At 59.7% G+C, this 21,595-nt stretch carries 20 protein-coding genes; 13 read left to right on the top strand and 7 right to left on the bottom strand.

Annotated elements, in window-relative coordinates; genetic code table 11:
• The first annotated feature begins 58 nt into the window (after positions 1-58).
• Complete coding sequence (locus PFAS1_RS10875) at positions 59-1,009, top strand: choline sulfate utilization transcriptional regulator (protein ID WP_076029162.1); 951 nt, start codon at positions 59-61, stop codon at positions 1,007-1,009.
• Here the strand turns inward: PFAS1_RS10875 and PFAS1_RS10870 are convergent.
• On the bottom strand, positions 996-1,667 hold the full coding sequence (locus PFAS1_RS10870) for an NAD(P)-dependent oxidoreductase (RefSeq protein WP_076029161.1): 672 nt from the start codon (positions 1,665-1,667) through the stop codon (positions 996-998). The genes PFAS1_RS10875 and PFAS1_RS10870 overlap by 14 nt on opposite strands.
• A gap of 82 nt (positions 1,668-1,749) precedes the next feature.
• Between PFAS1_RS10870 and PFAS1_RS10865 the strand changes: the two genes are divergently transcribed.
• A complete protein-coding gene (locus PFAS1_RS10865) occupies positions 1,750-2,076 on the top strand; it encodes a DOPA 4,5-dioxygenase family protein (protein WP_074872256.1) in 327 nt (108 codons plus the stop codon).
• Between the two features lie 5 nt (positions 2,077-2,081).
• On the opposite strand, the gene PFAS1_RS10860 is transcribed toward PFAS1_RS10865, so the two are convergent.
• A complete protein-coding gene (locus tag PFAS1_RS10860) occupies positions 2,082-2,483 on the bottom strand; it encodes a GFA family protein (RefSeq protein WP_076029160.1) in 402 nt (133 codons plus the stop codon).
• 360 nt (positions 2,484-2,843) lie between these two features.
• Between PFAS1_RS10860 and PFAS1_RS10855 the strand changes: the two genes are divergently transcribed.
• The 9 genes from PFAS1_RS10855 to PFAS1_RS10815 all read left to right on the top strand — a co-directional run bounded on the left by PFAS1_RS10855 (position 2,844) and on the right by PFAS1_RS10815 (position 13,329).
• Positions 2,844-4,151 carry a CitMHS family transporter gene (locus PFAS1_RS10855; RefSeq protein WP_074872260.1) on the top strand — a complete coding sequence of 436 codons (1,308 nt, stop codon included), beginning with the start codon at positions 2,844-2,846 and terminating at the stop codon, positions 4,149-4,151.
• An 85-nt stretch (positions 4,152-4,236) separates the two neighbouring features.
• Positions 4,237-5,004 carry a TerC family protein gene (locus PFAS1_RS10850; protein WP_076029159.1) on the top strand — a complete coding sequence of 256 codons (768 nt, stop codon included), beginning with the start codon at positions 4,237-4,239 and terminating at the stop codon, positions 5,002-5,004.
• Positions 5,005-5,217: 213 nt separating this feature from the next.
• Positions 5,218-6,876: a Na/Pi cotransporter family protein gene (locus tag PFAS1_RS10845; RefSeq protein ID WP_076029158.1), complete on the top strand. Its 1,659-nt coding sequence runs from the start codon at positions 5,218-5,220 to the stop codon at positions 6,874-6,876.
• Positions 6,877-7,070: 194 nt separating this feature from the next.
• Positions 7,071-8,447 (top strand): M16 family metallopeptidase, encoded by a 1,377-nt coding sequence (locus PFAS1_RS10840; RefSeq protein ID WP_076029157.1) that lies wholly within the window; start codon positions 7,071-7,073, stop codon positions 8,445-8,447.
• 287 nt (positions 8,448-8,734) lie between these two features.
• Positions 8,735-9,763 carry a DUF5924 family protein gene (locus PFAS1_RS10835; protein WP_076029156.1) on the top strand — a complete coding sequence of 343 codons (1,029 nt, stop codon included), beginning with the start codon at positions 8,735-8,737 and terminating at the stop codon, positions 9,761-9,763.
• Positions 9,764-9,817: 54 nt separating this feature from the next.
• Positions 9,818-10,966: an ABC transporter permease gene (locus PFAS1_RS10830; protein ID WP_076029155.1), complete on the top strand. Its 1,149-nt coding sequence runs from the start codon at positions 9,818-9,820 to the stop codon at positions 10,964-10,966.
• The gene (locus tag PFAS1_RS10825; RefSeq protein ID WP_076029154.1) at positions 10,963-11,766 is read left to right on the top strand and encodes an ABC transporter ATP-binding protein; all 804 of its coding nucleotides are present in this window, start codon (positions 10,963-10,965) and stop codon (positions 11,764-11,766) included. The genes PFAS1_RS10830 and PFAS1_RS10825 overlap by 4 nt, the downstream gene beginning before the upstream one ends.
• 1 nt (position 11,767) lies before the next feature.
• Positions 11,768-12,706: an MlaD family protein gene (locus PFAS1_RS10820; RefSeq protein ID WP_076029153.1), complete on the top strand. Its 939-nt coding sequence runs from the start codon at positions 11,768-11,770 to the stop codon at positions 12,704-12,706.
• Positions 12,703-13,329 carry an ABC-type transport auxiliary lipoprotein family protein gene (locus tag PFAS1_RS10815; protein WP_076029152.1) on the top strand — a complete coding sequence of 209 codons (627 nt, stop codon included), beginning with the start codon at positions 12,703-12,705 and terminating at the stop codon, positions 13,327-13,329. The genes PFAS1_RS10820 and PFAS1_RS10815 overlap by 4 nt, the downstream gene beginning before the upstream one ends.
• A gap of 192 nt (positions 13,330-13,521) precedes the next feature.
• Here PFAS1_RS10815 and PFAS1_RS10810 read toward each other — a convergent pair whose 3' ends face one another.
• From PFAS1_RS10810 to PFAS1_RS10790, 5 genes are all read right to left on the bottom strand, one after another.
• The gene (locus PFAS1_RS10810) at positions 13,522-14,751 is read right to left on the bottom strand and encodes a nucleoside recognition domain-containing protein (protein WP_074872274.1); all 1,230 of its coding nucleotides are present in this window, start codon (positions 14,749-14,751) and stop codon (positions 13,522-13,524) included.
• Positions 14,752-14,970: 219 nt separating this feature from the next.
• Positions 14,971-16,302: a glutamate/aspartate:proton symporter GltP gene (gene gltP / locus PFAS1_RS10805; RefSeq protein ID WP_076029151.1), complete on the bottom strand. Its 1,332-nt coding sequence runs from the start codon at positions 16,300-16,302 to the stop codon at positions 14,971-14,973.
• 707 nt (positions 16,303-17,009) lie between these two features.
• Positions 17,010-17,474 (bottom strand): inhibitor of vertebrate lysozyme family protein, encoded by a 465-nt coding sequence (locus PFAS1_RS10800; protein WP_076029150.1) that lies wholly within the window; start codon positions 17,472-17,474, stop codon positions 17,010-17,012.
• A 2-nt stretch (positions 17,475-17,476) separates the two neighbouring features.
• Positions 17,477-17,641 carry a DUF1328 domain-containing protein gene (locus PFAS1_RS10795; RefSeq protein WP_003177151.1) on the bottom strand — a complete coding sequence of 55 codons (165 nt, stop codon included), beginning with the start codon at positions 17,639-17,641 and terminating at the stop codon, positions 17,477-17,479.
• Positions 17,642-17,721: 80 nt separating this feature from the next.
• Positions 17,722-18,009, bottom strand: coding sequence for a hypothetical protein (locus PFAS1_RS10790; RefSeq protein WP_074872280.1), 288 nt, complete (start codon positions 18,007-18,009; stop codon positions 17,722-17,724).
• A gap of 436 nt (positions 18,010-18,445) precedes the next feature.
• Between PFAS1_RS10790 and algB the strand changes: the two genes are divergently transcribed.
• Together algB and PFAS1_RS10780 are read left to right on the top strand one after the other, a co-directional pair.
• A complete protein-coding gene (algB, locus tag PFAS1_RS10785) occupies positions 18,446-19,792 on the top strand; it encodes a sigma-54-dependent response regulator transcription factor AlgB (RefSeq protein WP_076029149.1) in 1,347 nt (448 codons plus the stop codon).
• A 10-nt stretch (positions 19,793-19,802) separates the two neighbouring features.
• Positions 19,803-21,593, top strand: a complete 1,791-nt coding sequence (locus tag PFAS1_RS10780) for a KinB sensor domain-containing domain (protein ID WP_076029148.1) — start codon at positions 19,803-19,805, stop codon at positions 21,591-21,593.
• Positions 21,594-21,595: the final 2 nt, after the last annotated feature.

Genomic DNA, 21,595 nt, shown 5'->3' with positions numbered 1-21,595 from the left:
AGCCCAAGCAACTTGTGGTAAAGCCCATGCGCGGCAATGACTAGGATAAGCACAGCTTATGTATGACGCCCTTGGTGATTTGTCTCTGGATTTGCTTCGCGCCTTTGAAGCGGCGGCCCGTCAGCGCAGCTTCACGGCGGCCGCGTTGGAGCTCGGCACCACGCAACCGGCGATCAGCCAGCAGATCAAACGGTTGGAAGAACAACTCGGGACACGGCTGTTTGACCGGATCTATCGCGGCATCGAACTGACTGAGTCCGGGACGATACTGTTTGAGCAGGTTCAGCTCGGATTGCAGAATATCGATGCAGGATTGAGCGCAATCAGCGCACAACACCAACATGAAGTGTTGCAGGTCGCCACCGATTTCGCCTTCGCCGCGTATTGGCTGATGCCGCGCCTGCACCGCTTCCATGCCGCCAATCCTCAAGTGGACGTCAGCCTGGTCACCAGTGAACGCAGCCTCAATATGCTGCGCACCGATATCGATGTGGCGGTGTTGTTTGGGGATGGCCGATTCAAGCAGGGCGAAAGCCATTGGCTGTTCAGCGAAGAAGTGTTTCCGGTGTGCAGCCCGCTGCTGTTGAAGGATCGTCCGCTGCCCTTGCCCTGTCAGGCATTGCTCGAGTTCCCGCTGCTGCATCTTCGAGGCGAGAACAGCAGCAACTGGTTCGACTGGAGCGGCGTGTTTCGCGAGTTGGGGATCGCTTCGGCACCTGCGCCCGGGCAATTGCGCTTCGACAATTACACACTGCTGATCCAGGCCGCGATTGGCGGCCAAGGGGTGGCGATTGGGTGGCGGCACCTTGTGGATAACTTGCTGGCGCAAGGTTTGTTGTGCCGACCGATCGCGGAAACGGTGATTTCCAGGCTCGGCTATTACGTGGTCCTGCCCCAGCGGAAACGGCGTGGTGCGCTGATTCAACAGTTCGTGGACTGGCTGATGGCTGAGCAGGCCAGCAGTGCGCAATCGCTCAATGGCTTGCCGTTGCCGTCTATCGCTGTATAGCCTCGGTCGCGACGAAGGTCACGTGTTCGCCGACATGCAGGTTCAACCGCAATTCATCGGCAATCCCCACCGCCACCCGGCTCAGCCGTTCAAGCGGCTCGGCGAGACCTGGCTCCAGGCTGCTGCTGACATGGCTGAAATGCTCGATGGTCAGCCCTGGCACCCCGCGCGGCGCATTCACCAGCGTCCAGTGCAACGTGCTGCTTTGCAGGGCCTCGCGGATTTCTTCGGCGGCGTGGCGTTGCAGTCGATCTTCTATCTCCGGATCGTCCAGTGCCTCGAAATCACCGACCAGAAACAGCCGGGCAATCCCTGAGGCCTGCATGCCATCGATCAGAGCGTCCACCGCGAGCACTTGCTCGACCGGGCCGGGCACGATGGATTTTTCCACGTGCTCGCTGCTCATCGGCAATCCGGGTGCATCCAGCAGGCAGATCACCGCAGAACATCCGGCGACGCTCTGCTTGACCCGCTTGGCGTCGAACAAATCACCGGTCTTGGTGCGCAATCCCGGGCGCGGCGCGAGCGCTGTCAGGTCATCAAGAATGGCGATCACTTCATGTTGGCGCCGCAGCATTTCAGCCATCAGCGCACTGCCCAGGCTACTCATGGCACCATAAAGCACTACTTTCACTACCGGGGTTTCGGCATTTTTCATGGCCGTGCTCCGTTCTTCCTATCTCTATGGCGTGTGACCTGTGGGCAACAACGCCGGTTCGACTCGGTTCAGAGGGTTTTAAATGCAGCAGATCAAGGGCTACCACGCTCATGTCTACTTCGACGCCAACACCCTTGCTCAGGCGCGAGCCTTGTGTGAGGAGGCAGCGCAATTGTTTCCAGTGAAGATGGGGCGCGTCCATGAACGCCCGGTGGGTCCGCACCCGGACTGGAGCTGCCAATTGGCGTTTGAGCCGCAATACATCGGCGACGTGCTGCCCTGGCTTGCGCTCAACCGCAAGGGTCTGGTGGTGTTCCTGCACCCGGACACCGGTGACGATCTGCTCGACCACACCGAGCACGCGATCTGGATGGGCGCCATTCGGCCACTGGACCTGTCTATTTTTTGATCAGTTTACAACTGTTCCTCGGCTTCGCCGGGCAAATGTTCGTCCAGATGCAGCCAGGGCAGTCGGTTGTCAGTCCAGATATGCCTTTGGGCGGGTGCGTATTCGGGATGATCGAGGGTGGCGACGGTCACATCGATGCTGTCCGGGCTCAGGTCGGTGACCAGCGCCAGTTGCGCCCCACAGTTGCCGCAGAAATAGCGCACGCAGGTTGTTGAAGAGTCGTACTGCGCTGGCGTTCCTTTCACCCATTCAAAGGCTGACGCAGGCACGGTGATCCAGGTGGTCACGATCCCGCCGCTGACCCGTCGGCAAATCGAACAATGACAATGGGCGATGTCGCGCAAAGGCCCGCTGAATTGATAGCGCAGATGTCCGCAGTGGCAGCCGCCCGTATAAATTTCGCCCATTCTGTTTCCTCCTGATGCGTATGTTCTGACGCCTTCGACTTGCTCGCGAAGGCGTCGACTCGGTTTAACGTCCCTGCCCCGGTCCGACGACCGGTTGCACAACTGGTCAATGCTTTCATCCGCGAAAGCTGGGTGAAAGCTTCCGCGATTAGGATCGCCCCACTACCGGCAACAGACCGGTCGGCCAATGCCAGTGTTTTATTGCTCGCACAGCCCATTTAACAACAACAATGGTGATCCTGATGTCCTTTGCAACCCGCCACTTCGCTGTCACTCCACCCATACGCCTCGTGCTTCCCGTTCTGCGCTGACCCACCCGGTTCGCCCATTCCCTAGCCGCGCTATGCCTGGAGTATTCCCATGCTGACTTTCCTTGGCTTTGCCATGGTCATCACGTTCATGTTCCTGATCATGACCAAGCGCCTGTCCGCGCTGATCGCTCTGATCATCATTCCGATCCTGTTCGCTCTGTTCGGTGGTTTTGCGCCGAAGATCGGCCCGATGATGCTCGAAGGCATCACCAAGCTCGCGCCGACCGGTGTGATGCTGATGTTCGCCATTTTGTACTTCGCCCTGATGATCGACTCCGGCCTGTTCGACCCGGCCGTGCGCAAGATCCTCAAACTGGTCAAGGGCGACCCGTTGAAAGTTTCGGTCGGCACCGCCGTACTGGCGCTCGTCGTCTCCCTCGATGGGGACGGCGCGACCACTTATATGATCTGCGTGGCCGCCATGCTGCCGCTCTACGCCCGTATCGGCATGAGCCCGCGGATCATGGCCGGCCTGATCATCCTCGCCGGTGGCGTGATGAACATGACGCCCTGGGGCGGCCCGACCGCTCGTGCGGCCAGTGCGCTGCACGTGGACCCGTCCGACATCTTCGTACCGATGATTCCGGCGATGGCTTTCGGGGTGCTGGCCATCCTCGTGATTGCCTATTTCTATGGCAAGCGTGAACGTGCGCGCCTGGGTGAGCTGCATCTGGTGGGCGAGGAAATCGATCACAGTGAAATCAGCGTTTCGCAATTCCCGGATGCCCGTCGTCCGAAGTTGATCTGGTTCAACGGCGCCCTGACCCTGGCCCTGATGTGCACCCTGGTCGCCGGTCTGTTGCCGCTGCCGGTGCTGTTCATGGTGGCGTTCAGTATCGCGATGATCGTCAACTACCCATGCCTGCAACAGCAGAAGGACCGCGTCGCGGCCCACGCCGGTAGCGTGCTGGCGGTGGTCGGTTTGATCTTCGCGGCCGGTATCTTCACCGGTATCCTGACGGGCACCGGCATGGTCGATGCGATGTCCAAAAGCCTGTTGGCGGTCATCCCGGACTTCCTCGGCCCGTACCTGGCGGTGATCACTGCACTGGTGAGCATGCCGTTCACGTTCTTCATGTCGAATGATGCATTTTATTACGGCGTGTTACCGGTACTTGCGGAAGCCGCCAGCCATTACGGTATAACCGCGGTTGAAATGGCACGTGCCTCGATCGTCGGTCAGCCCGTCCACTTGCTGAGCCCGCTGGTACCATCGACCTACCTGTTGGTGGCCCTGGCCGGTATCGACTTCGGTGATCACCAGCGTTTCACCCTGAAGTGGGCAGTACTGGTTTGCATGTGCATACTGGTCGCCGCTTTGCTGATGGGGATTTTTCCGCTGTTCAGCACTCTATAAGCCCAAGACTCACCATGACGGGTCCAGGCTTTGTTGTTTGAAGCCTGGGCCCTTCGTGGTTTAACACTCGCACAAAGGAATACACATGGAATGGCTGACCAACCCTGAAATCTGGGTTGCCTTCTTTACCCTGACCGCCCTGGAAATCGTCCTGGGTATCGATAACATCATCATGATTTCGATCCTGGTCAGCCGCATGCCCAAGCACATGCAACAGCGCACCCGGATTTTCGGCCTGGCATTGGCCATGATCACGCGGATCCTGTTGTTGCTGTCGATCACCTGGGTCATGCGCCTTACCGCCGACTTGTTCGAAGTGTTCGGCCAGGGTATTTCCGGGCGTGACCTGATCCTGTTCTTCGGTGGTCTGTTCCTGCTGTGGAAGAGCTCGCAAGAGATGTACCACGCGCTGGAAGGTGAAGACGAAACCAATGAGGAGCCGGGCGGCAAAGGCGGCAACTTCCTCTACACCATCATTCAGATCGCAATCATCGACATCGTGTTTTCGCTGGACTCGGTCATCACCGCTGTTGGCATGGTGTCCCACGTACCGGTCATGGTCGCGGCGATCATCGTTGCCGTACTGGTGATGATGTGGGCTTCCGGCACCATCAGCGAGTTCATCGACAAGCACCCGTCGCTGAAGATGCTGGCGCTGTCGTTCCTGTTGATTGTCGGTACTGTGCTGATTGCTGAATCCCTCGACGTTCACGTGCCAAAAGGCTACGTCTACTTCGCCATGGCGTTCTCGCTGGCGGTGGAAGCGATCAACATCAAGATGCGCACCGCCATGGCGAGAAAGCGCAAACAGCAGGATCCGGTGAAGCTGCGCAAGGACATTCCGGGGCAGTAACCCGAATGCCATGTGATGACAAAGGGACCTTCGGGTCCCTTTTTCATATCCCCATCAAGCTGTTTTCATGACAGTTTTGTTTCAATCGCTTCTTTAGCTGTGCAATGCTGGCGCGCAGAGCGTTAGCCAACTACAGCTTAAGTACAGAACGTAGAAGAACACGCGGCACCGTCAACTTGCCCCTTTGGGGCGCTACCACCACAGGGGGCCTGCATGCTCACCCTGCTCAATCTGTTATCTGCCGTGGCCTTGTTGATTTGGGGCACGCACATCGTCCGAACCGGCATCCTGCGGGTCTACGGTTCCAACCTGCGCCATGTGATTGGCCGGAACATGTCCAAGCGCTGGCTGGCGTTCATCTCGGGGATCGTCGTGACAGCGATGGTCCAGAGCAGCAACGCCACCGCCATGCTCGTCACTTCCTTTGTCGGTCAGGGCCTGATGGCGCTGACCCCTGCCCTGGCGACCATGCTCGGGGCCGACGTCGGTACCGCGCTGATGGCGCGGGTGCTGACCCTGGACCTGTCATGGCTGTCGCCGCTACTGATCTTTCTCGGGGTGATTTTCTTCCTGTCGCGCAAACAGACCCGGGCAGGACAGATGGGCCGGGTGAGCATCGGCCTGGGACTGATCATCCTGGCGCTGCAGCTGATCGTCGAGGCTGCCGCGCCGATTACCCAGGCCCAAGGCGTGAAGGTGATTTTCGCCTCGCTGACCGGCGACATCTTGCTCGATGCCCTGGTCGGCGCGCTGTTTGCGATGGTTTCCTACTCCAGTCTCGCCGCTGTCCTGCTGACTGCGACCCTGGCCGGTGCTGCGGTGATCAGTCTGCCCGTTGCCATCGGTCTGGTGATCGGCGCCAACATCGGCAGCGGCATCCTTGCCTTCCTCAGCACCAGCATGCAGAACGCCGCCGGACGCCAGGTGGCGTTGGGCAGCCTGCTCTACAAACTGATCGGCCTGTTGCTGATCATTCCGGTGCTTGAACCGTTGGTGCACTGGATCGACAGCCTGGACTTCAGCCCTCAGGAAATGGTCATTGGCTTTCACCTGCTCTACAACACCACGCGTTGCCTGATCTTGCTGCCCAGCGTCGGACCGATGGCCAGATTCTGTGCGTGGGTGCTGCCGGAGCGCCCGCAAATCAACGGCACAGCGAAACCGCGGCATCTTGATCCAACAGCGCTGGTTACGCCCAGCCTGGCACTGGCCAATGCCGCCCGGGAAACCCTGCGCATCGGCGACCTGATCGACAACATGCTCGAAGCCATGCTCGACGTGCTGCACGGCAAACAAACCGCCGTGACCCAGGAAATGCGGCGCCTGACCGATGATGTGGAATCGCTCTACGGTGCGATCAAACTGTATCTGGCGCAAATGCCCCGCGAAGACCTCAGCGAGCAGGACAGCCGGCGTTGGGCGGAAATCATCGAGCTGGCGATCAACCTTAAACTCGCCAGCGACCTCATCGAACGCATGCTGCGCAAGGTTCAGCAGCAGAAAACCTCGCAGCGACGGTCTTTTTCCGAGGCTGGCCTGGAAGAGTTGGCGGGGCTGCACAGTCAATTGATATCCAATCTGCGCCTGGGGTTGTCGGTGTTCCTCAGTGCCGATAAGGAAAGTGCCCGCCAGTTATTGCGTGAGAAACGTCGCTTTCGCGCACAGGAACGGCGCCTGGCCCATGCTCACGTCAGCCGACTGCAACGTAAGATCATGCAGAGTATCGAGACCAGCTCGTTGCACCTTGAGTTGATTGCCGACATGAAGCGTCTGAATTCACTGTTTTGCAGCAGCGCCTATGTGGTGCTGGAAACTTCCGACACCGGAGCCCTGGCGGTCGACGATTTGGCTGACATCACACATTCACCTTGAACGTCTGGCAGAGTGGTCAGTCAGTACATTGATTCAGCGTTAAGGCCGCCATCGCGAGCAGGCTCGCTCCCACAGGTGATCTGAGTCGGACACACTTTCCGATTTCACCGGAGATCCACTGTGGGAGCGAGCCTGCTCGCGATGGCGGCCTGGCTGACGACACGGATCTCCGATGGGTTGCCTGGAAGCTTGTTATGCGTTGTCTGTTGTTCGCTTGTCTGTTGCTTGGCTCATTCCCTTCATTTGCCCTGGATCGCTTTCAGGTCGAGGGCTACACGCTGCCCAACGGCCTGCAATTGCTGCTCAAGCCCGGTACCGAGCGCGGGCATGTGGCGATTCGTCTGGTGGTCGGCGTCGGCATCGATGATTTCAGCTGCGCCAAAAAGGCGCTGCCGCACCTGCTTGAGCACTTGCTGTTCAGCGGCATCGACGCCACCGGCGAAGGCGGGCTGGAAGAGCGCATGCAGGCCCTGGGTGGCGAGTGGAACGCTTACACCAGCAATGCCGATACGACGTTCGTCATCGAAGCCCCGGCGAAAAACCAGCGCAAGGTCCTCGACCTGCTGCTGGCGCTGTTGACCCAGACCCGAATCGACGACAACGCCATCAACGCCGCCAAACAAGTGGTCGAGCGTGAAGACGGCGGCCATTACACGCACCTGCAACGCTGGCTGGATCGCCAGGATCTTGGCCACACGGCGAGTAATCAGCTGGCGGTGGAACTGGGCCTCAAATGCCCCGAGCGGCCTGAGGTCGACCACCTGAGCCGCGATCAGCTGGAAAAGGTGCGCGAGGCCTGGTACGCGCCCAACAACATGACCCTGATCGTCGTCGGCGACCTTGAGCGGTTGCTGCCGGCCTATCTGGAGCGGTCTTATGGCGCGCTTGAAGCGGTCGATCCGACTGATCACCTGCCCCTGCCGGCGATCCAGGCCAGTGCCGCCCATGAACGCACCCTGAGTCGCGGTCTGGTTGGCGGCAGTGCCAAGTTGCATTGGCTGGTGCCAGAGCCGGTGCTGGAAGATCAGCACGACCAAACCTTCGACTTGCTCAAGGATTATCTGGACTGGGCGCTCTACCGCCAATTGCGCCTGGCCCATGGCCTGTCCTACGGGCCTTCGGCCGAGCGCGAGGTGTTTGGCGGTGTGGGCTTCATGAGCCTGAACGCGGACCTTGAGCGCGACGACGTGCCCCAAGCCAAACGGGTGCTGGATGATCTGAAGGCCGGGTTGCTCAGGGACGGTCTGAATGCCGACACTTTCAACCGCATCAAGCAGGCCGCCATCGCCCGCCAGGCCTGGGCCGTGCAAGGCAATAGCGCGTTGGCCGATTATTACTGGAGTGCCCTTGGGGACTACGAGGACGGCCGTTTCGCCAACCCGGCCAAGGAACTGCAAGGGGTGACGCTGGAAGAAGCAAACAAGGCCATGCGTGAATTGCTGATGCAGCCGGGCTACCTGCGCATCGAACAGCCGTTGATCAGTGATGACCAGTTTGTGTGGGTGATTGCCGGGGGGCTCGGTTTGCTTGTACTCGGCCTCGTGGCTTGGCGAGTACATCGCAGGCGGTAACCGATCCTTGTGGCGAGGGGGCTTTTGTGGCGAGGGGGCTTGTCGGAACGCCGCACCGCCCCGTTCGGCTGCGCAGCAGTCGCAAAACCGGTTAATGCGGTGTATCTGCCTAAACGGGTCATCAGTTTTGGGGCCGCTTCGCGATCCAACGGGGGCAAGCCCCCTCGCCACAGGTAAGCGTTTAGGCCCAGATTTTGTGTTTGGCCAAATTGACCGGGCCCTCGCCACACCGCTGTCCGGGCGGTACCCTGTCGAGGATTTTTCCCACGACTATTGTGAACCGCCGAATGCCTAATCTGACCCTATACGTCCAGCGCATCCTGGAGCTGATGAAGCGCTACCCGGGGGCCATTGCGCTCGGTGGGTTCATTTCAGGGGTCGGCAGCTTCATGCTGGTGGATCGCCAACAGGGGCTGGCGACCTGGATCACCACCATCATGCTGGTCAGCTGGATCTGGCTGATGCTGGAAAACAGCCTCACCAAGCTGTTCGCCAGGGTCTTCAAACGCGAAATACCCCAGCCATTGCTGCGTTATGCAACGCAGATGATCCATCAGGAAAGCCTGTTCTTCGTCCTGCCGTTCTTTTTGATCACCACCACCTGGAACAGCGGCCAGTTGTTCTTCACTGGATTACTGAGCATGGCGGCGCTGATTTCGATCATCGACCCGCTCTACTACAAATGGCTGGCACCGCGCCGCTGGGCGTTCCTGGCGCTGCACACCCTGACCCTGTTCGCGGCCCTGCTGACCGCCCTGCCCGTCATTTTGCACCTCACCACCGCCCAGAGCTTCAAGCTGGCGCTGGGCATTGCCATGTTGCTGTCGTTCCCGAGCCTGGCCTCGATCTTCCCGATTCGCACGGTGCGCAATGCGTTGGCGATTCTCAGCATCACCGTCGGCATCGGCGCCGCCGGTTGGGTGCTGCGCTCCTGGGTTCCGCCGGCGACCCTGTGGATGACCGATGTGGCGATCAGCACCCAAATGCAGGACCGCACTCCCGGCAAGAGCCTGGAAGAAGTCAGCGCCGAGCAGATTCGCGGAGGTGGGCTGTACGCGTATACCGCGATCAACGCCCCGCGAGGTCTGGCTGAACGGATTTATCACGTCTGGATGTTCAACGGTAAAGAAGTCGACCGTATCCCTCTGGATATCAATGGAGGGCGCAAGGAAGGCTATCGCGCCTGGACCCACAAGCAGAACTTCCCCGGCAACCCCGCAGGCAAATGGCAGGTCCGGGTGCTGACCGAGGACGGTCAGTTGATTGGCGTGCTGCGCTTCAAGGTCAAGGACAGCACACCCATCAAAGAAAAGTAACGCGGTTCGTGCTATTAGTCAGATCTGCGTAATAGCCGAACAAGCACGGAGCTTATGACTAGCAGCACATTGCCCGGCAGTGCCCGACTGGACACCTCGCAAAGCCCTGCCCTATTGCGGGTCACGGGTGACTGGACGCTCGCCCATTACACCGATCTCAGCCGCCTGAGCGAAAAGCTCCGCGGCCAATACGACAACAACACCCACATCGACCTCAACGGCCTCGGCGCGCTCGACACCGCTGGCGCATCGCTGCTGGTGGAGTTGCTGGGTTCCGAGCGTTTGGGTCGATCCGCCGAGCATCCCGATTGCACACTGTCCTCGGCCGACCGCGCGTTGTTGCAGACCGTCTATTGCTCGCTGACCGACTTCTGCGTGCCGATCAAGGAACCGGAAATCAGCGTCGGCATTCAACTGCTGATCCGCATCGGCCGTGCGGTCGACGCGGTCTGGCAGGACACTCTGCAACTGCTGGGTTTCGTCGGCCTGATTCTGGAAACCATCGCTCGCGGCCTGTTTCGCCCCAAACGCTGGCGCGTTACGCCGATGGTCGCGCACATCGAACAGACCGGCCTCGACGCCGCCCCCATCGTCGCCCTGCTGACCTTTCTGGTGGGCGCGGTGGTGGCGTTTCTCGGGGCGACGGTGTTGGCGAGTTTCGGCGCGAGTATTTTCACCGTGGACCTGGTGGCGTTCTCCTTCCTGCGGGAATTCGGGGTGTTGCTGACCGCGATCCTGATGGCCGGCCGCACCGCCAGTGCCTTCACCGCGCAGATCGGTTCGATGAAAGCCAACGAAGAAATCGACGCTATCCGCACCCTGGGCCTCGACCCGATGGAGCTGCTGGTGGTGCCGCGCGTGTTGGCCCTGCTGGTCGCGCTGCCGATGCTGACCTTTCTGGCGATGCTGTCGGGGATCATCGGCGGCGGCGTAGTCTGCGCGGTGTCGCTGGATATTTCCCCCGCGATGTTCCTGTCGCTGCTGCAAACCGATATCGGTGTTCAGCACTTTCTGGTGGGGATGGTCAAAGCGCCGATCTTCGCGTTTCTGATCGCCGCCATCGGCTGTCTTGAGGGATTCAAGGTCAGCGGCAGTGCCGAGTCCGTCGGCGCGCACACCACGTCGAGCGTGGTCCAGTCCATTTTCGTGGTGATCGTGCTCGACGCCGTGGCTGCGCTGTTTTTCATGGAGATGGGCTGGTGAGTCGTCTAACCCGAGCGCCCTCCGAGGCGGTGATCGAAGTCCGTGGTCTGTGTAATCGCTTCGGCAGTCAGAGCGTGCACGAGAACCTCGATCTGGATTTGCACAAGGGCGAAATCCTGGCGGTGGTCGGCGGGTCCGGCAGCGGCAAGTCAGTGCTGTTGCGCAGCATCGTCGGCTTGCGCCAGCCCAGCGAAGGGATGGTGAAGGTCTTCGGCAAAAACCTGCCGACGCTGCCTGAACACGAACGCTCGATGGTCGAACGACGCTTTGGCGTGCTGTTCCAGAAAGGCGCCCTGTTCTCTTCGCTGACCGTGACCGAGAACGTCGCCCTGCCCCTGATCGAGCACGCCGGTTTGAGCCGAGAGGACGCCGAGCACCTGGCGGCAGTGAAAATGGCCTTGGCCGGGCTGCCGCTGTCGGCGGCCGACAAGTACCCCGCTTCGCTGTCCGGCGGCATGATCAAGCGTGCGGCACTGGCCCGCGCGCTGGCGCTGGACCCGGACATCCTGTTTCTCGACGAACCCACCGCCGGCCTCGATCCGATTGGCGCGGCTGCGTTCGATCAATTGATCCTGACCCTGCGCGATGCGTTGGGCCTGAGTGTGTTTCTGGTGACCCACGACCTCGACACGCTCTACACCATCACCGACCGCGTGGCGGTGCTGGCGCAGAAGAAAGTGCTGGTGGCGGACGCCATCGACAAGGTCTCGGAAACCGACGATCCGTGGATTCACGAATACTTCCATGGCCCTCGCGGCCGCGCGGCACTGACTGCCGCTCAACAGCTCAAGGAGGTCTGACATGGAAACCCGAGCTCATCATGTATTGATTGGCCTGTTCACCGTAATTGTGGTGGCGGGCGCCCTGCTCTTCGGCTTGTGGCTGGCCAAGTCCAGCGTCGACACCGAATTCAAGGATTACGAAGTCGTCTTCAACGAGGCCGTCAGCGGCCTGTCCAAGGGCAGCGCCGTGCAGTACAGCGGGATCAAGGTCGGTGACGTGGTGACCTTGCGTCTGGACCCGAAAGACCCGCGCCGGGTGCTGGCGCGGATCCGCCTGGGCGGTGACACACCGATCAAGGAAGACACCCAGGCCATATTGGCGCTGACCGGGATCACCGGGACCTCGATCATCCAGCTCAGCGGTGGTACGCCGCAGAGTCCGAAGCTCAAGGGCAAGGACGGTAACTTGCCGACGATCATTGCATCGCCCTCGCCCATCGCCCGTTTGCTCAATGACAGCGGCGACCTGGTGGCCGGTGTGAACATGCTGATGCTCAACGCCAATAAGATGTTTTCTTCGCAGAACGTCGAGCGCATTAGCAAGACTCTTGAGCATCTTGAACAAACCACCGGCACCATCGCCGACCAGCGCGGCGATATTCGCCAGGCGATGCAGCAACTGGCCTCGGTCGGCAAACAGGCCGGCGCCATGCTGGAGCAGACGTCGGCGCTGATGCGCAACGCCAATGGCATGCTCAACGATCAAGGCAAGCAGATGTTCGGCAGTGCCGAGCAGGCAATGAAGTCGCTGGAACAGAGCAGCGCGACCATCAACACATTGCTCACGACCAATCAGGACTCGATCAACAGCGGCATGCAAGGCCTCAATGGCCTGGCCCCGGCGGTGCGTGAACTGCGCGACACCCTGACGTCGTTGCGGGCAATTTCCCAGCGTCTGGAAGCCAACCCCGCCGGTTATCTGCTGGGCAATGACAAGGACAAGGAGTTCACGCCATGAAACTGCTTCATCTCACCCTCCTCGCCAGCTTCATGGTGCTCAGCGCCTGCTCGATCCTGCCCAAGTCCGAGCCGTCCGACGTCTATCGGTTGCCTTCGGCCCAGAGCAGCGCATCGGCCAGTCACGGGGCGCCGCAGCGTTGGTCATTGCGTCTGTCCAAGCCGCAGACCAGCGAAGCCTTGAACAGCTCGAGGATCGCCGTGATCCCTCAAGGTGACCTGATCAGCAGCTACAAGGCCTCGCGCTGGAGCGACCCGGCCCCGGTGTTGCTGCGCAATCGTCTGTTGGATGGTTTCCAGCGTGATGGTCGGGTGACATTGCTGAGCACCGACGACAGCAATTTCCAGGCGGATCTTGAATTGGGCGGTAGCCTGCAGGCTTTCCAGACTGAATACCAAGGAACGCATGCGAATGTCGTCGTGCGACTGGATGCGTTGCTGGTGCGCGGCTACGACCAGCGAATCCTCGCCAGCCGACGCTTCGAAGTGCGCCAGCCGTTGAGCGATGCTCAGGTGCCGGCGGTGGTGGCCGGGTTTGGCCAAGCCAGTGATCAACTGACGGCGCAGGTGGTGAGCTGGGCGGTGGAGCAAGGACAGAAAGTTGCGCCGCCGCTGAGGCCTTGAATACCTGCACACATCAATGTGGGCGAGCCTTTGTGGCGAGGGGACTTGTCCCCGTTGGACTGCGCAGCAGTCCCAAAATCTGAGTTCTCGGTGTATCAGATACAACTTGAATTCAGAAATTGGGGCCGCTTCGCGACCCAACGGGGACAAGTCCCCTCGCCACAAAGGCTCGCTCCCACAAGGGTTTTGTGGTTAGCCGAAGAACCAGTAGCAGACGCCAATCGCGCCGAGAACGCCGGCAAGCTCCGCCAGCAACGCACATCCCACCGCATGCCGCGCCCGCTGGATCCCCACCGCGCCGAAGTACACCGCCAATACATAGAACGTCGTTTCGGTACTGCCCTGAATCGTCGCCGCCACCAGCGCCGGGAAGCTGTCCACGCCAGAGGTTTTCATGGTTTCGATCAGCATCGCCCGGGCGGCACTGCCGGAAAACGGCTTGACCATGGCGGTCGGCAGCGCATCGACGAAACGCGTGTCCCAACCGGCCCATTCCACCAGATGCCGAATCCCGTCCAGGCCAAAATCCAGCGCTCCGGATGCCCGCAGCACGCCGACGGCGCACAGCATCGCCACCAGATACGGCAGCAGGTTCTTGGCCACGTCGAAGCCTTCTTTGGCGCCTTCGACGAACGCTTCGTAGACCTTCACTTTGCGCAGCGCGCCGATCACCAGAAACACCATGATCAGCCCGAACAGCGTCACGTTGCCGAGGATCGATGACAGGCCGGCCAGAGCGGTCGCTGACAGCGTCGCCAGCAGCGCCATGAACGCACCGAGGGCCAAGGCGCCGGGAATCAGGTAGGCGAGCACCACCGGGTCCCACAGGCGCAGGCGCTGCATGAACGCCACCGACAGCAGGCCGACCAATGTCGAGCAACTGGTGGCGAGCAGGATTGGCAGGAACACCAGGGTCGGGTCGGGCGCACCTTGCTGGGCGCGGTACATGAAGATCGTCACCGGCAGCAGGGTCAGGGAGGAGGCGTTGAGCACCAGGAACAGAATCTGCGCGTTGCTGGCGATGGTGTCGCTGGGGTTGAGCTCTTGCAGCGCCTTCATGGCTTTGAGGCCGATTGGCGTGGCGGCATTGTCCAGGCCCAGGCCGTTGGCGGCGAAGTTCAGCGTGATCAGGCCGATGGCCGGGTGCCCGGCCGGCACTCCCGGCATCAGCCGCAGGAACAACGGGCCCAACGCTTTGGCCAGCCACTCGACGATCCCGGCCTTCTCGGCAATCCGCAGAAAGCCCAGCCAGAGCGTCAGGGTGCCGAACAACAGGACCATGACTTCGACCGACAACTTGGCCATGGCGAAAATGCTTTCCACCATCGCCGCGAAGATCCCGGCGTTACCGCCGATCAGCCATTGCGCCAGTGCCGAAACGGCAGCCACGATGAAGAAGCTTAGCCACAGGCCATTGAGCATCAGTTAAATCCCCCGAAGAATGCGGCGAATGATAGCGGGGTAGCCAGAAACGACAAACCCCGGATTTCTCCGGGGTTTGTTTTGGCTCTTGTGGGAGCGACTGTGGCGAGGGGGCTTGCCCCCGTTGGGCCGCGCAGCGGACCCGGATTTGCGAGCGCTGCGCACTCGAACGGGGGCAAGCCCCCTCGCCACACAAGCCATGCTCCTACAGGGGTGTGATCAGTTGCTGGAAACTTCACCCACTGGCAATTTTTCCTTGCTGCGCCAGTGCGGCAAGGAGTTCCAGTAGCGCTGGCCCTTGGCATCGTCGTACATGCCTTCCCAGCGTGCGATGACCAGCACGGCCAAGGCATTACCGATCACGTTCAGCGCGGTACGGGCCATGTCCATGATGCGGTCGACACCGGCGATGAACGCCAGGCCTTCGAGCGGAATACCCACGCTGCCCAAGGTGGCCAGCAGCACCACAAAGGACACACCCGGAACGCCGGCGATGCCTTTGGAGGTGACCATCAGGGTCAATACCAGCAGCAATTGCTGGCTGATCGACAGGTCGATGCCGTAGAGCTGGGCAATGAAGATGGCCGCAATGCTCTGGTACAGGGTCGAACCGTCGAGGTTGAACGAGTAGCCGGTCGGTACCACGAAGCTGCAAATGGCTTTCGGCGCGCCGTAGGCTTCCATTTTCTCGATCACGCGCGGCAGCACGGTTTCGGAACTGGCGGTGGAGTAGGCCAGCACCAGCTCATCCTTGAAGATGCGCATCAGCTTGAGCACCGAGAAGCCGAACAGGCGAGCGATCAGGCCCAGCACCACGAAGGCGAAGAAGGCGATGGCGACGTAAACCAGGATCACCAGTTTGGCCAGCGGAATCAAAGAGGCGAAGCCGAAGTTGGCCACGGTCACCGCGATCAGTGCGAAAACGCCGATCGGGGCGTAGTTCATGATCATGTGGGTGACTTTGAACATGCTTTCCGACACGCCCTGGAACATCTTCACCAGCGGCTCGCGCAGGTCCGATTGCAGGCTCGACAGACCGAGGCCGAACAATACGGAGAAGAAGATGATCGGCAGCATCTCGCCGCGGGCCATGGCCGCGAAGATGTTCGACGGGATCAGGTTGAGGATGGTCTGGATGAACGCATGTTCATGCTGAACCTCGGCGGCAGTGGCCTGGTACTTGGAAATGTCCACAGTACCCAGGGTGCTCATGTCGATGCCGGTGCCCGGATGGAACACGTTGGCCAGCACCAGACCGACCACGATGGCGATGGTGGTGACGATCTCGAAGTAAATGATGGTCTTCAGACCGATACGCCCGAGCTTCTTCGCGTCGCCGACGCCTGCAATACCGACGATCAGCGAAGAGATCACGATCGGGATCACAATCATCTTGATCAGACGGATAAAGATATCGCCTGCTGGTTGCAGGACGTTGCTGATCCACCAGGCCTTTTCGGCACTGAAATGGTTGAGCAGCGCACCGATTGCAATCCCCAATACCAGACCGATGAGGATCTGCCAGGCGAGGCTAAGCTTTGCCTTCTTCATATCTTTACCCTTACTTGCGTTTGACTCAGGCAGATGCAAGAACTGGAACGCTTGTGGCGAAAAAGTCTTGTGCATCTACCCCCGTATAAGGTGCCCCGGAGCGCTTGTTATCGGCTCTCTGGCAGGCGAAAAAAGGCGCAACTATTCAGATGCAAGGAAGCGACGTCTAATGCCGTAAACGCCTACCCTATGCCGAATCGGCATGAGCTTTTTCAACTGAAACTCGCGTCCCAACCGGTTCGAATACGACATTTCGGCAGGCATAAGTGCCGTGAACCGGCCATCGCAGAGGAGGTTGGTTGTTTTTTGATCAAGGGAATGAGGACTGAAACTTGGGAAAAAGCCTACGTTCTAGGGCGAAAACTCTCGGCCTTTGAGTGGCAGTTTTCTCGATATACGGTCACCAACGAAACACGGCGAAATGGTTTTGCGAGGAATTAGCGAAGAGGGCGCGGAGGAGGCGAGCAGAACGCTCTAGGACAATACTTTGCGCCGAGGAAGCTCTTCGCAAGTCCGTCGATCCACGAGGGACCGACGAACTTGCGTCGCAGCTTCTGCCTGATCCGGCCCTTTGCGCAGGCACTCCCTGTACCCGTAGGTCACTCCGCCCCTGCAACAGGCAGAACGTCCCGGCCCCCTGATCATGCGCCTACCCTCCTCGGGTAGCGCAGTGGAAGAAGCCATGCTGCTTCTTTCATGTTACGAATTCAGTACCAGTGTGGATCTTTCTTCAGTTGTTCCATCAACAAGTCCTGCATGCCCTGGTCTGGCTTTCCAAGAAAGCGGTAGTCGGCATGCCGCGTGGGCGACTTGTCGGCCGGCAGTCCCGCAGGCACTTCGACCAGCATGGCGTAGGCTTCCTTCTTGTCGAAGCTGACGGCGACGATCAAGCGCTTGTTGAGGCATGTCGACTGCGATTCGCACAACGGCCCAACCAGATACTTTTCACCATCTTCTTCAACGGCATTCATTTGCTCGGCGTCGCCGGACAGGTTCATGACCCATTCCGGCAAGCGTTCTTCCTTCTTCACTACGCCTTGCCAGGTTTCGCGGTACTGCGGGTCTGCCGTCAGCAACTCATTGACCCGCGCCTGGCCGTCATTGGCCGCTGTTGCCATGGCACTACCGCCCAGAAGCAGGGCGGCTGCCAGTGTCTTTAACAAAACGCTCATATTCACCCTCGACCGCGACGGCCAAAGAAGAAGGAAGCAATGAACATCACCAGGAACACGACAAAGAGAATCTTGGCGATACCCGTGGCGGTGCCCGCGATACCACCGAAGCCCAGTACTGCAGCGATGATGGCAATGATCAAGAATGTGATTGCCCAGCTCAACATGGTGATTCTCCTTACACTTCTATTAGAGGTGTTGCTTGTGGTGCGTTTCCCGGCGCATCGAGCGCGCCAAGTTCATGTGTTTAGAACACCCAACGTTCCTGGTGAGGCATCTCATCCGCAGGCTGAGCCTGGTCGACGTCCATCATTCGCATTGGGGGGCTGTCAGCCTGGTTACTGCTGGCCGCACTGAAATGGGTTTGGGTCGGTTGTTGAAACGACAAGCGTGGCGCTTCTTGCTGTTGGTTCTGCTCCCAACGCTGAAACTGCTGCCCGGCGATCAAAGTGATCAGTAGCGCCAGAACAGCAAACAGACCTTGCTGGATATGCAGTGGCGAGATACGCAACTGGGCGGCACGTTGGCGACTCATCCTGAAGCTCCTCCCACTCTGTGGTGATTTTGTTAGGGGCGACATCTTGAAGGCCCCGGGTAATCAGAGTGTTGCAGGCGCCATGCCAGCTTGTTGAGATAATAAAATCCAATAAAATCAATTAGTTATGAGTGTGGTGGATAACGTGACGGACGCATCCTGCACGATGGTCCTTTGGAAGTCGTGCGTAATGCACGATGGGCTTTGTAGGAACTTTCAATATTTTTGAATTGCGAGGGGGACATGGATGTCACAAGGGGACACCGGCAAACGCCTGCGAACCGGCTATCTGATAAAAAAACAACAAAATCAGGCGATTAGCCGTAGGGTGAGGGGAAAGCTACGCTGCTGTGGCTGAAATCGACCAGAATCAACCATGCAACTTGCCCGATTATTCCGGGACTAACCAAGATTATTCATTAAGGAGCGTAGGAAAATGGAGTCAGCCACTGAGCATCAAGGCCGCATTCTGCTGGTGGACGATGAGTCCGCCATCCTGCGTACGTTTCGTTATTGCCTCGAAGATGAAGGCTACAGCGTCGCTACCGCCAACAGCGCCGCTCAGGCTGATGCACTGCTTCAGCGTCAAGTGTTCGACCTGTGTTTCCTTGATCTGCGCCTGGGGGAAGACAACGGCCTTGATGTGCTGGCTCAAATGCGCATTCAGGCGCCGTGGATGAGGGTGGTGATCGTCACCGCTCACTCTGCGGTGGATACTGCGGTCGATGCCATTCAGGCCGGGGCCGCCGACTATCTGGTCAAGCCTTGCAGCCCCGACCAATTACGCCTGGCCACCGCCAAGCAACTGGAAGTGCGGCAACTGTCGGCACGTCTGGAAGCCCTTGAAGGCGAAGTGCGCAAACCCAAGGATGGCCTGGACTCTCACAGCCCGGCGATGAAAGTCGTGCTCGAAACCGCCCGCCAGGTGGCCAGCACCGATGCCAACATTTTGATTCTCGGCGAGTCCGGCACCGGTAAAGGCGAACTGTCCCAGGCCATTCACGGCTGGAGCAAGCGCTCGAAGAAATCCTGCATCACGATCAACTGCCCGTCCCTGACCGCCGAACTCATGGAAAGCGAGCTCTTCGGCCACAGCCGTGGCGCGTTCACCGGTGCCAGCGAAAGTACTCTGGGGCGTGTCAATCAGGCCGACGGTGGGACGCTGTTTCTTGACGAGATCGGCGATTTTCCATTGGTTTTGCAACCAAAGCTGTTGCGTTTTATTCAGGATAAAGAATACGAACGGGTGGGCGACCCCATCACCCGCCGCGCCGATGTGCGCATCCTCGCGGCCACTAACCAGAACCTCGAAGACATGGTCCGCGACGGCCGTTTCCGTGAAGATTTGCTCTACCGCCTGAACGTCATCACCTTGCACCTGCCGCCACTGCGCGAGCGCAGGGAAGATATCCTGAACCTGGCCGATCGCTTTCTGGCCCGTTTCGTCAAGGAATACGCGCGTCCGGCTCGGGGTTTCAGCGATGACGCCCGTGAAGCGCTGCTCGGTTACCGCTGGCCGGGGAATATTCGCGAACTGCGCAACGTTGTGGAGCGGGCAAGCATCATTTGTCCACAGGAAAGGGTCGAGATCAGCCACTTGGGCATGGCTGAAACCCCGGTGAACAACGCGCCTCGCATCGGCGCTGCGCTGAGCCTGGATGAATTGGAAAAAGCCCACATCGGAGCGGTCCTCGCCACGGCAGATACGCTGGACCAGGCCGCCAAGACCCTCGGTATCGATGCCTCGACGCTGTACCGAAAACGCAAGCAGTACAACTTGTGAGCTGTCTCCGATGAGACTAGCGATGAAATTGCGCACGCGGCTGTTCTTGAGTATTTCCGCGCTGATCACCGTGGCACTGCTCGGCCTGTTGCTCGGGCTGGTCAGCGTGATGCAGATGGCGAGTTCCCAGGAAGCGCTGATTCGCAATAATTTCGTCACGCTGGACCTTGGACTGAAATTGCGTCAGACCTTGGGCGATCAGATGATGATCATGCTCAGCGAGAAGCCGGATCCTGCAGCGTTCGAGGCGTCCAAGCAGCAATATTTCCAGTTGCTTGACGACGGCATTGTCCAAGCCAAGGCTGGCGATGAGCGCCAGCACGGTTTCGAACAGGCCAGGACGGACTACCTGAGCTTTCTCCAGGCGTACGACCTGTCACGTGACTCGACGCAGGCGTTCAGTGGCAACCAAGAACTCACCGAAAAATTCAATGCGCTACGCAATGGTTTGATCGTCGAGCAACAGCGTGCGCTGGATAACATCAGTGCCACCGAACGGCAGGCTCGGGAGAGGGCGCTGCTGGTTGCCGGCCTGCTCGGGCTGGTGGGGCTGGCGGTGCTGATCATCGGCTTCGTCACCGCCCACGCTATCGCTCAGCGTTTTGGTGCGCCGATCGAGGCGCTGGCCCAAGCGGCGGACAACATCGGCCAAGGCAATTTCGAAGTGACGCTACCGATTTCCTCGGCCGTGGAAATGAACCTGCTGACCAAGCGCTTCGGGATCATGGCCCAGGCCTTGCGTGAGCACCAGGCCACCAATATCGATGAGCTGCTCGCAGGCCAGCAGCGGTTGCAGGCCGTACTCGACAGCATCGACGATGGCTTGCTGATGATCGACCGCGATGGCCGTTTGGAACACCTCAACCCGGTTGCGCAACGTCAATTGGGCTGGGAAAGCGATCGTCTCGGTCAAGGTCTGGGTGCGGCGCTTGAGCGCCCCGAACTCGATGATCAGCTGCAACTGGTACTGCGCGGGGGCTCCCTGGAGCGCGCGCCTGAGGACCTGAGTATCGAGGTCGACGGGGAGTCGCGGTTGCTGACCTTTAGCCTGACGCCAGTCAGCCACACCCAAGGGCATATTCTGGGCGCCGTGATGGTGCTGCATGACGTCACCGAACAGCGGGCGTTTGAGCGGGTGCGCAGCGAGTTCGTGCTGCGCGCCTCCCATGAATTGCGAACGCCGGTCACTGGAATGCACATGGCGTTCGGCCTTTTCCGCGAGCGCGCACACTTTGCCAAGGACTCGCGTGAAGCTGATCTGCTGGACACCGTGAATGAGGAAATGCAGCGTTTGATGCAGCTGATCAACGACCTGCTGAACTTCTCCCGCTACCAGAACGGATTGCAGAAACTCACGTTGGCTCCGTGCTCCATCGAGGATTTGCTGGAGCAGGCCCGAACACGTTTTGCTGGCCCAGCAGAAGAGCGGGGCCTCGAACTGCTAGTGGAAGTGCAAGGGACATTGCCACGATTGCAGGCCGATCAGCCGCAGTTGGACCGGGTGCTCGACAACCTGATCGACAACGCGTTGCGCCATACCGCCACCGGCGGGCAAATACGTTTGCAGGCTCGACGCCATGGGGAGCGGGTGATTATCAGCGTCGAGGACAACGGCGAAGGCATTGCCTATGGTCAGCAGGGGCGGATTTTCGAACCCTTTGTACAGGTGGGTCGCAAGAAGGGCGGCGCCGGGCTCGGTCTGGCACTGTGCAAGGAAATCGTGCAGTTGCACGGCGGTCGGATGGGTGTTTATTCGCGGCCAGGGCAGGGTACTCAGTTCTATATGGCGTTGTCGGTTTAAGC

Source organism: Pseudomonas frederiksbergensis, from assembly GCF_001952935.1.
Classification (GTDB): domain Bacteria; phylum Pseudomonadota; class Gammaproteobacteria; order Pseudomonadales; family Pseudomonadaceae; genus Aquipseudomonas; species Aquipseudomonas frederiksbergensis.
Note: the sequence above shows the minus strand (reverse complement) of the source record. Positions and strands in the feature narration are given on the sequence as shown.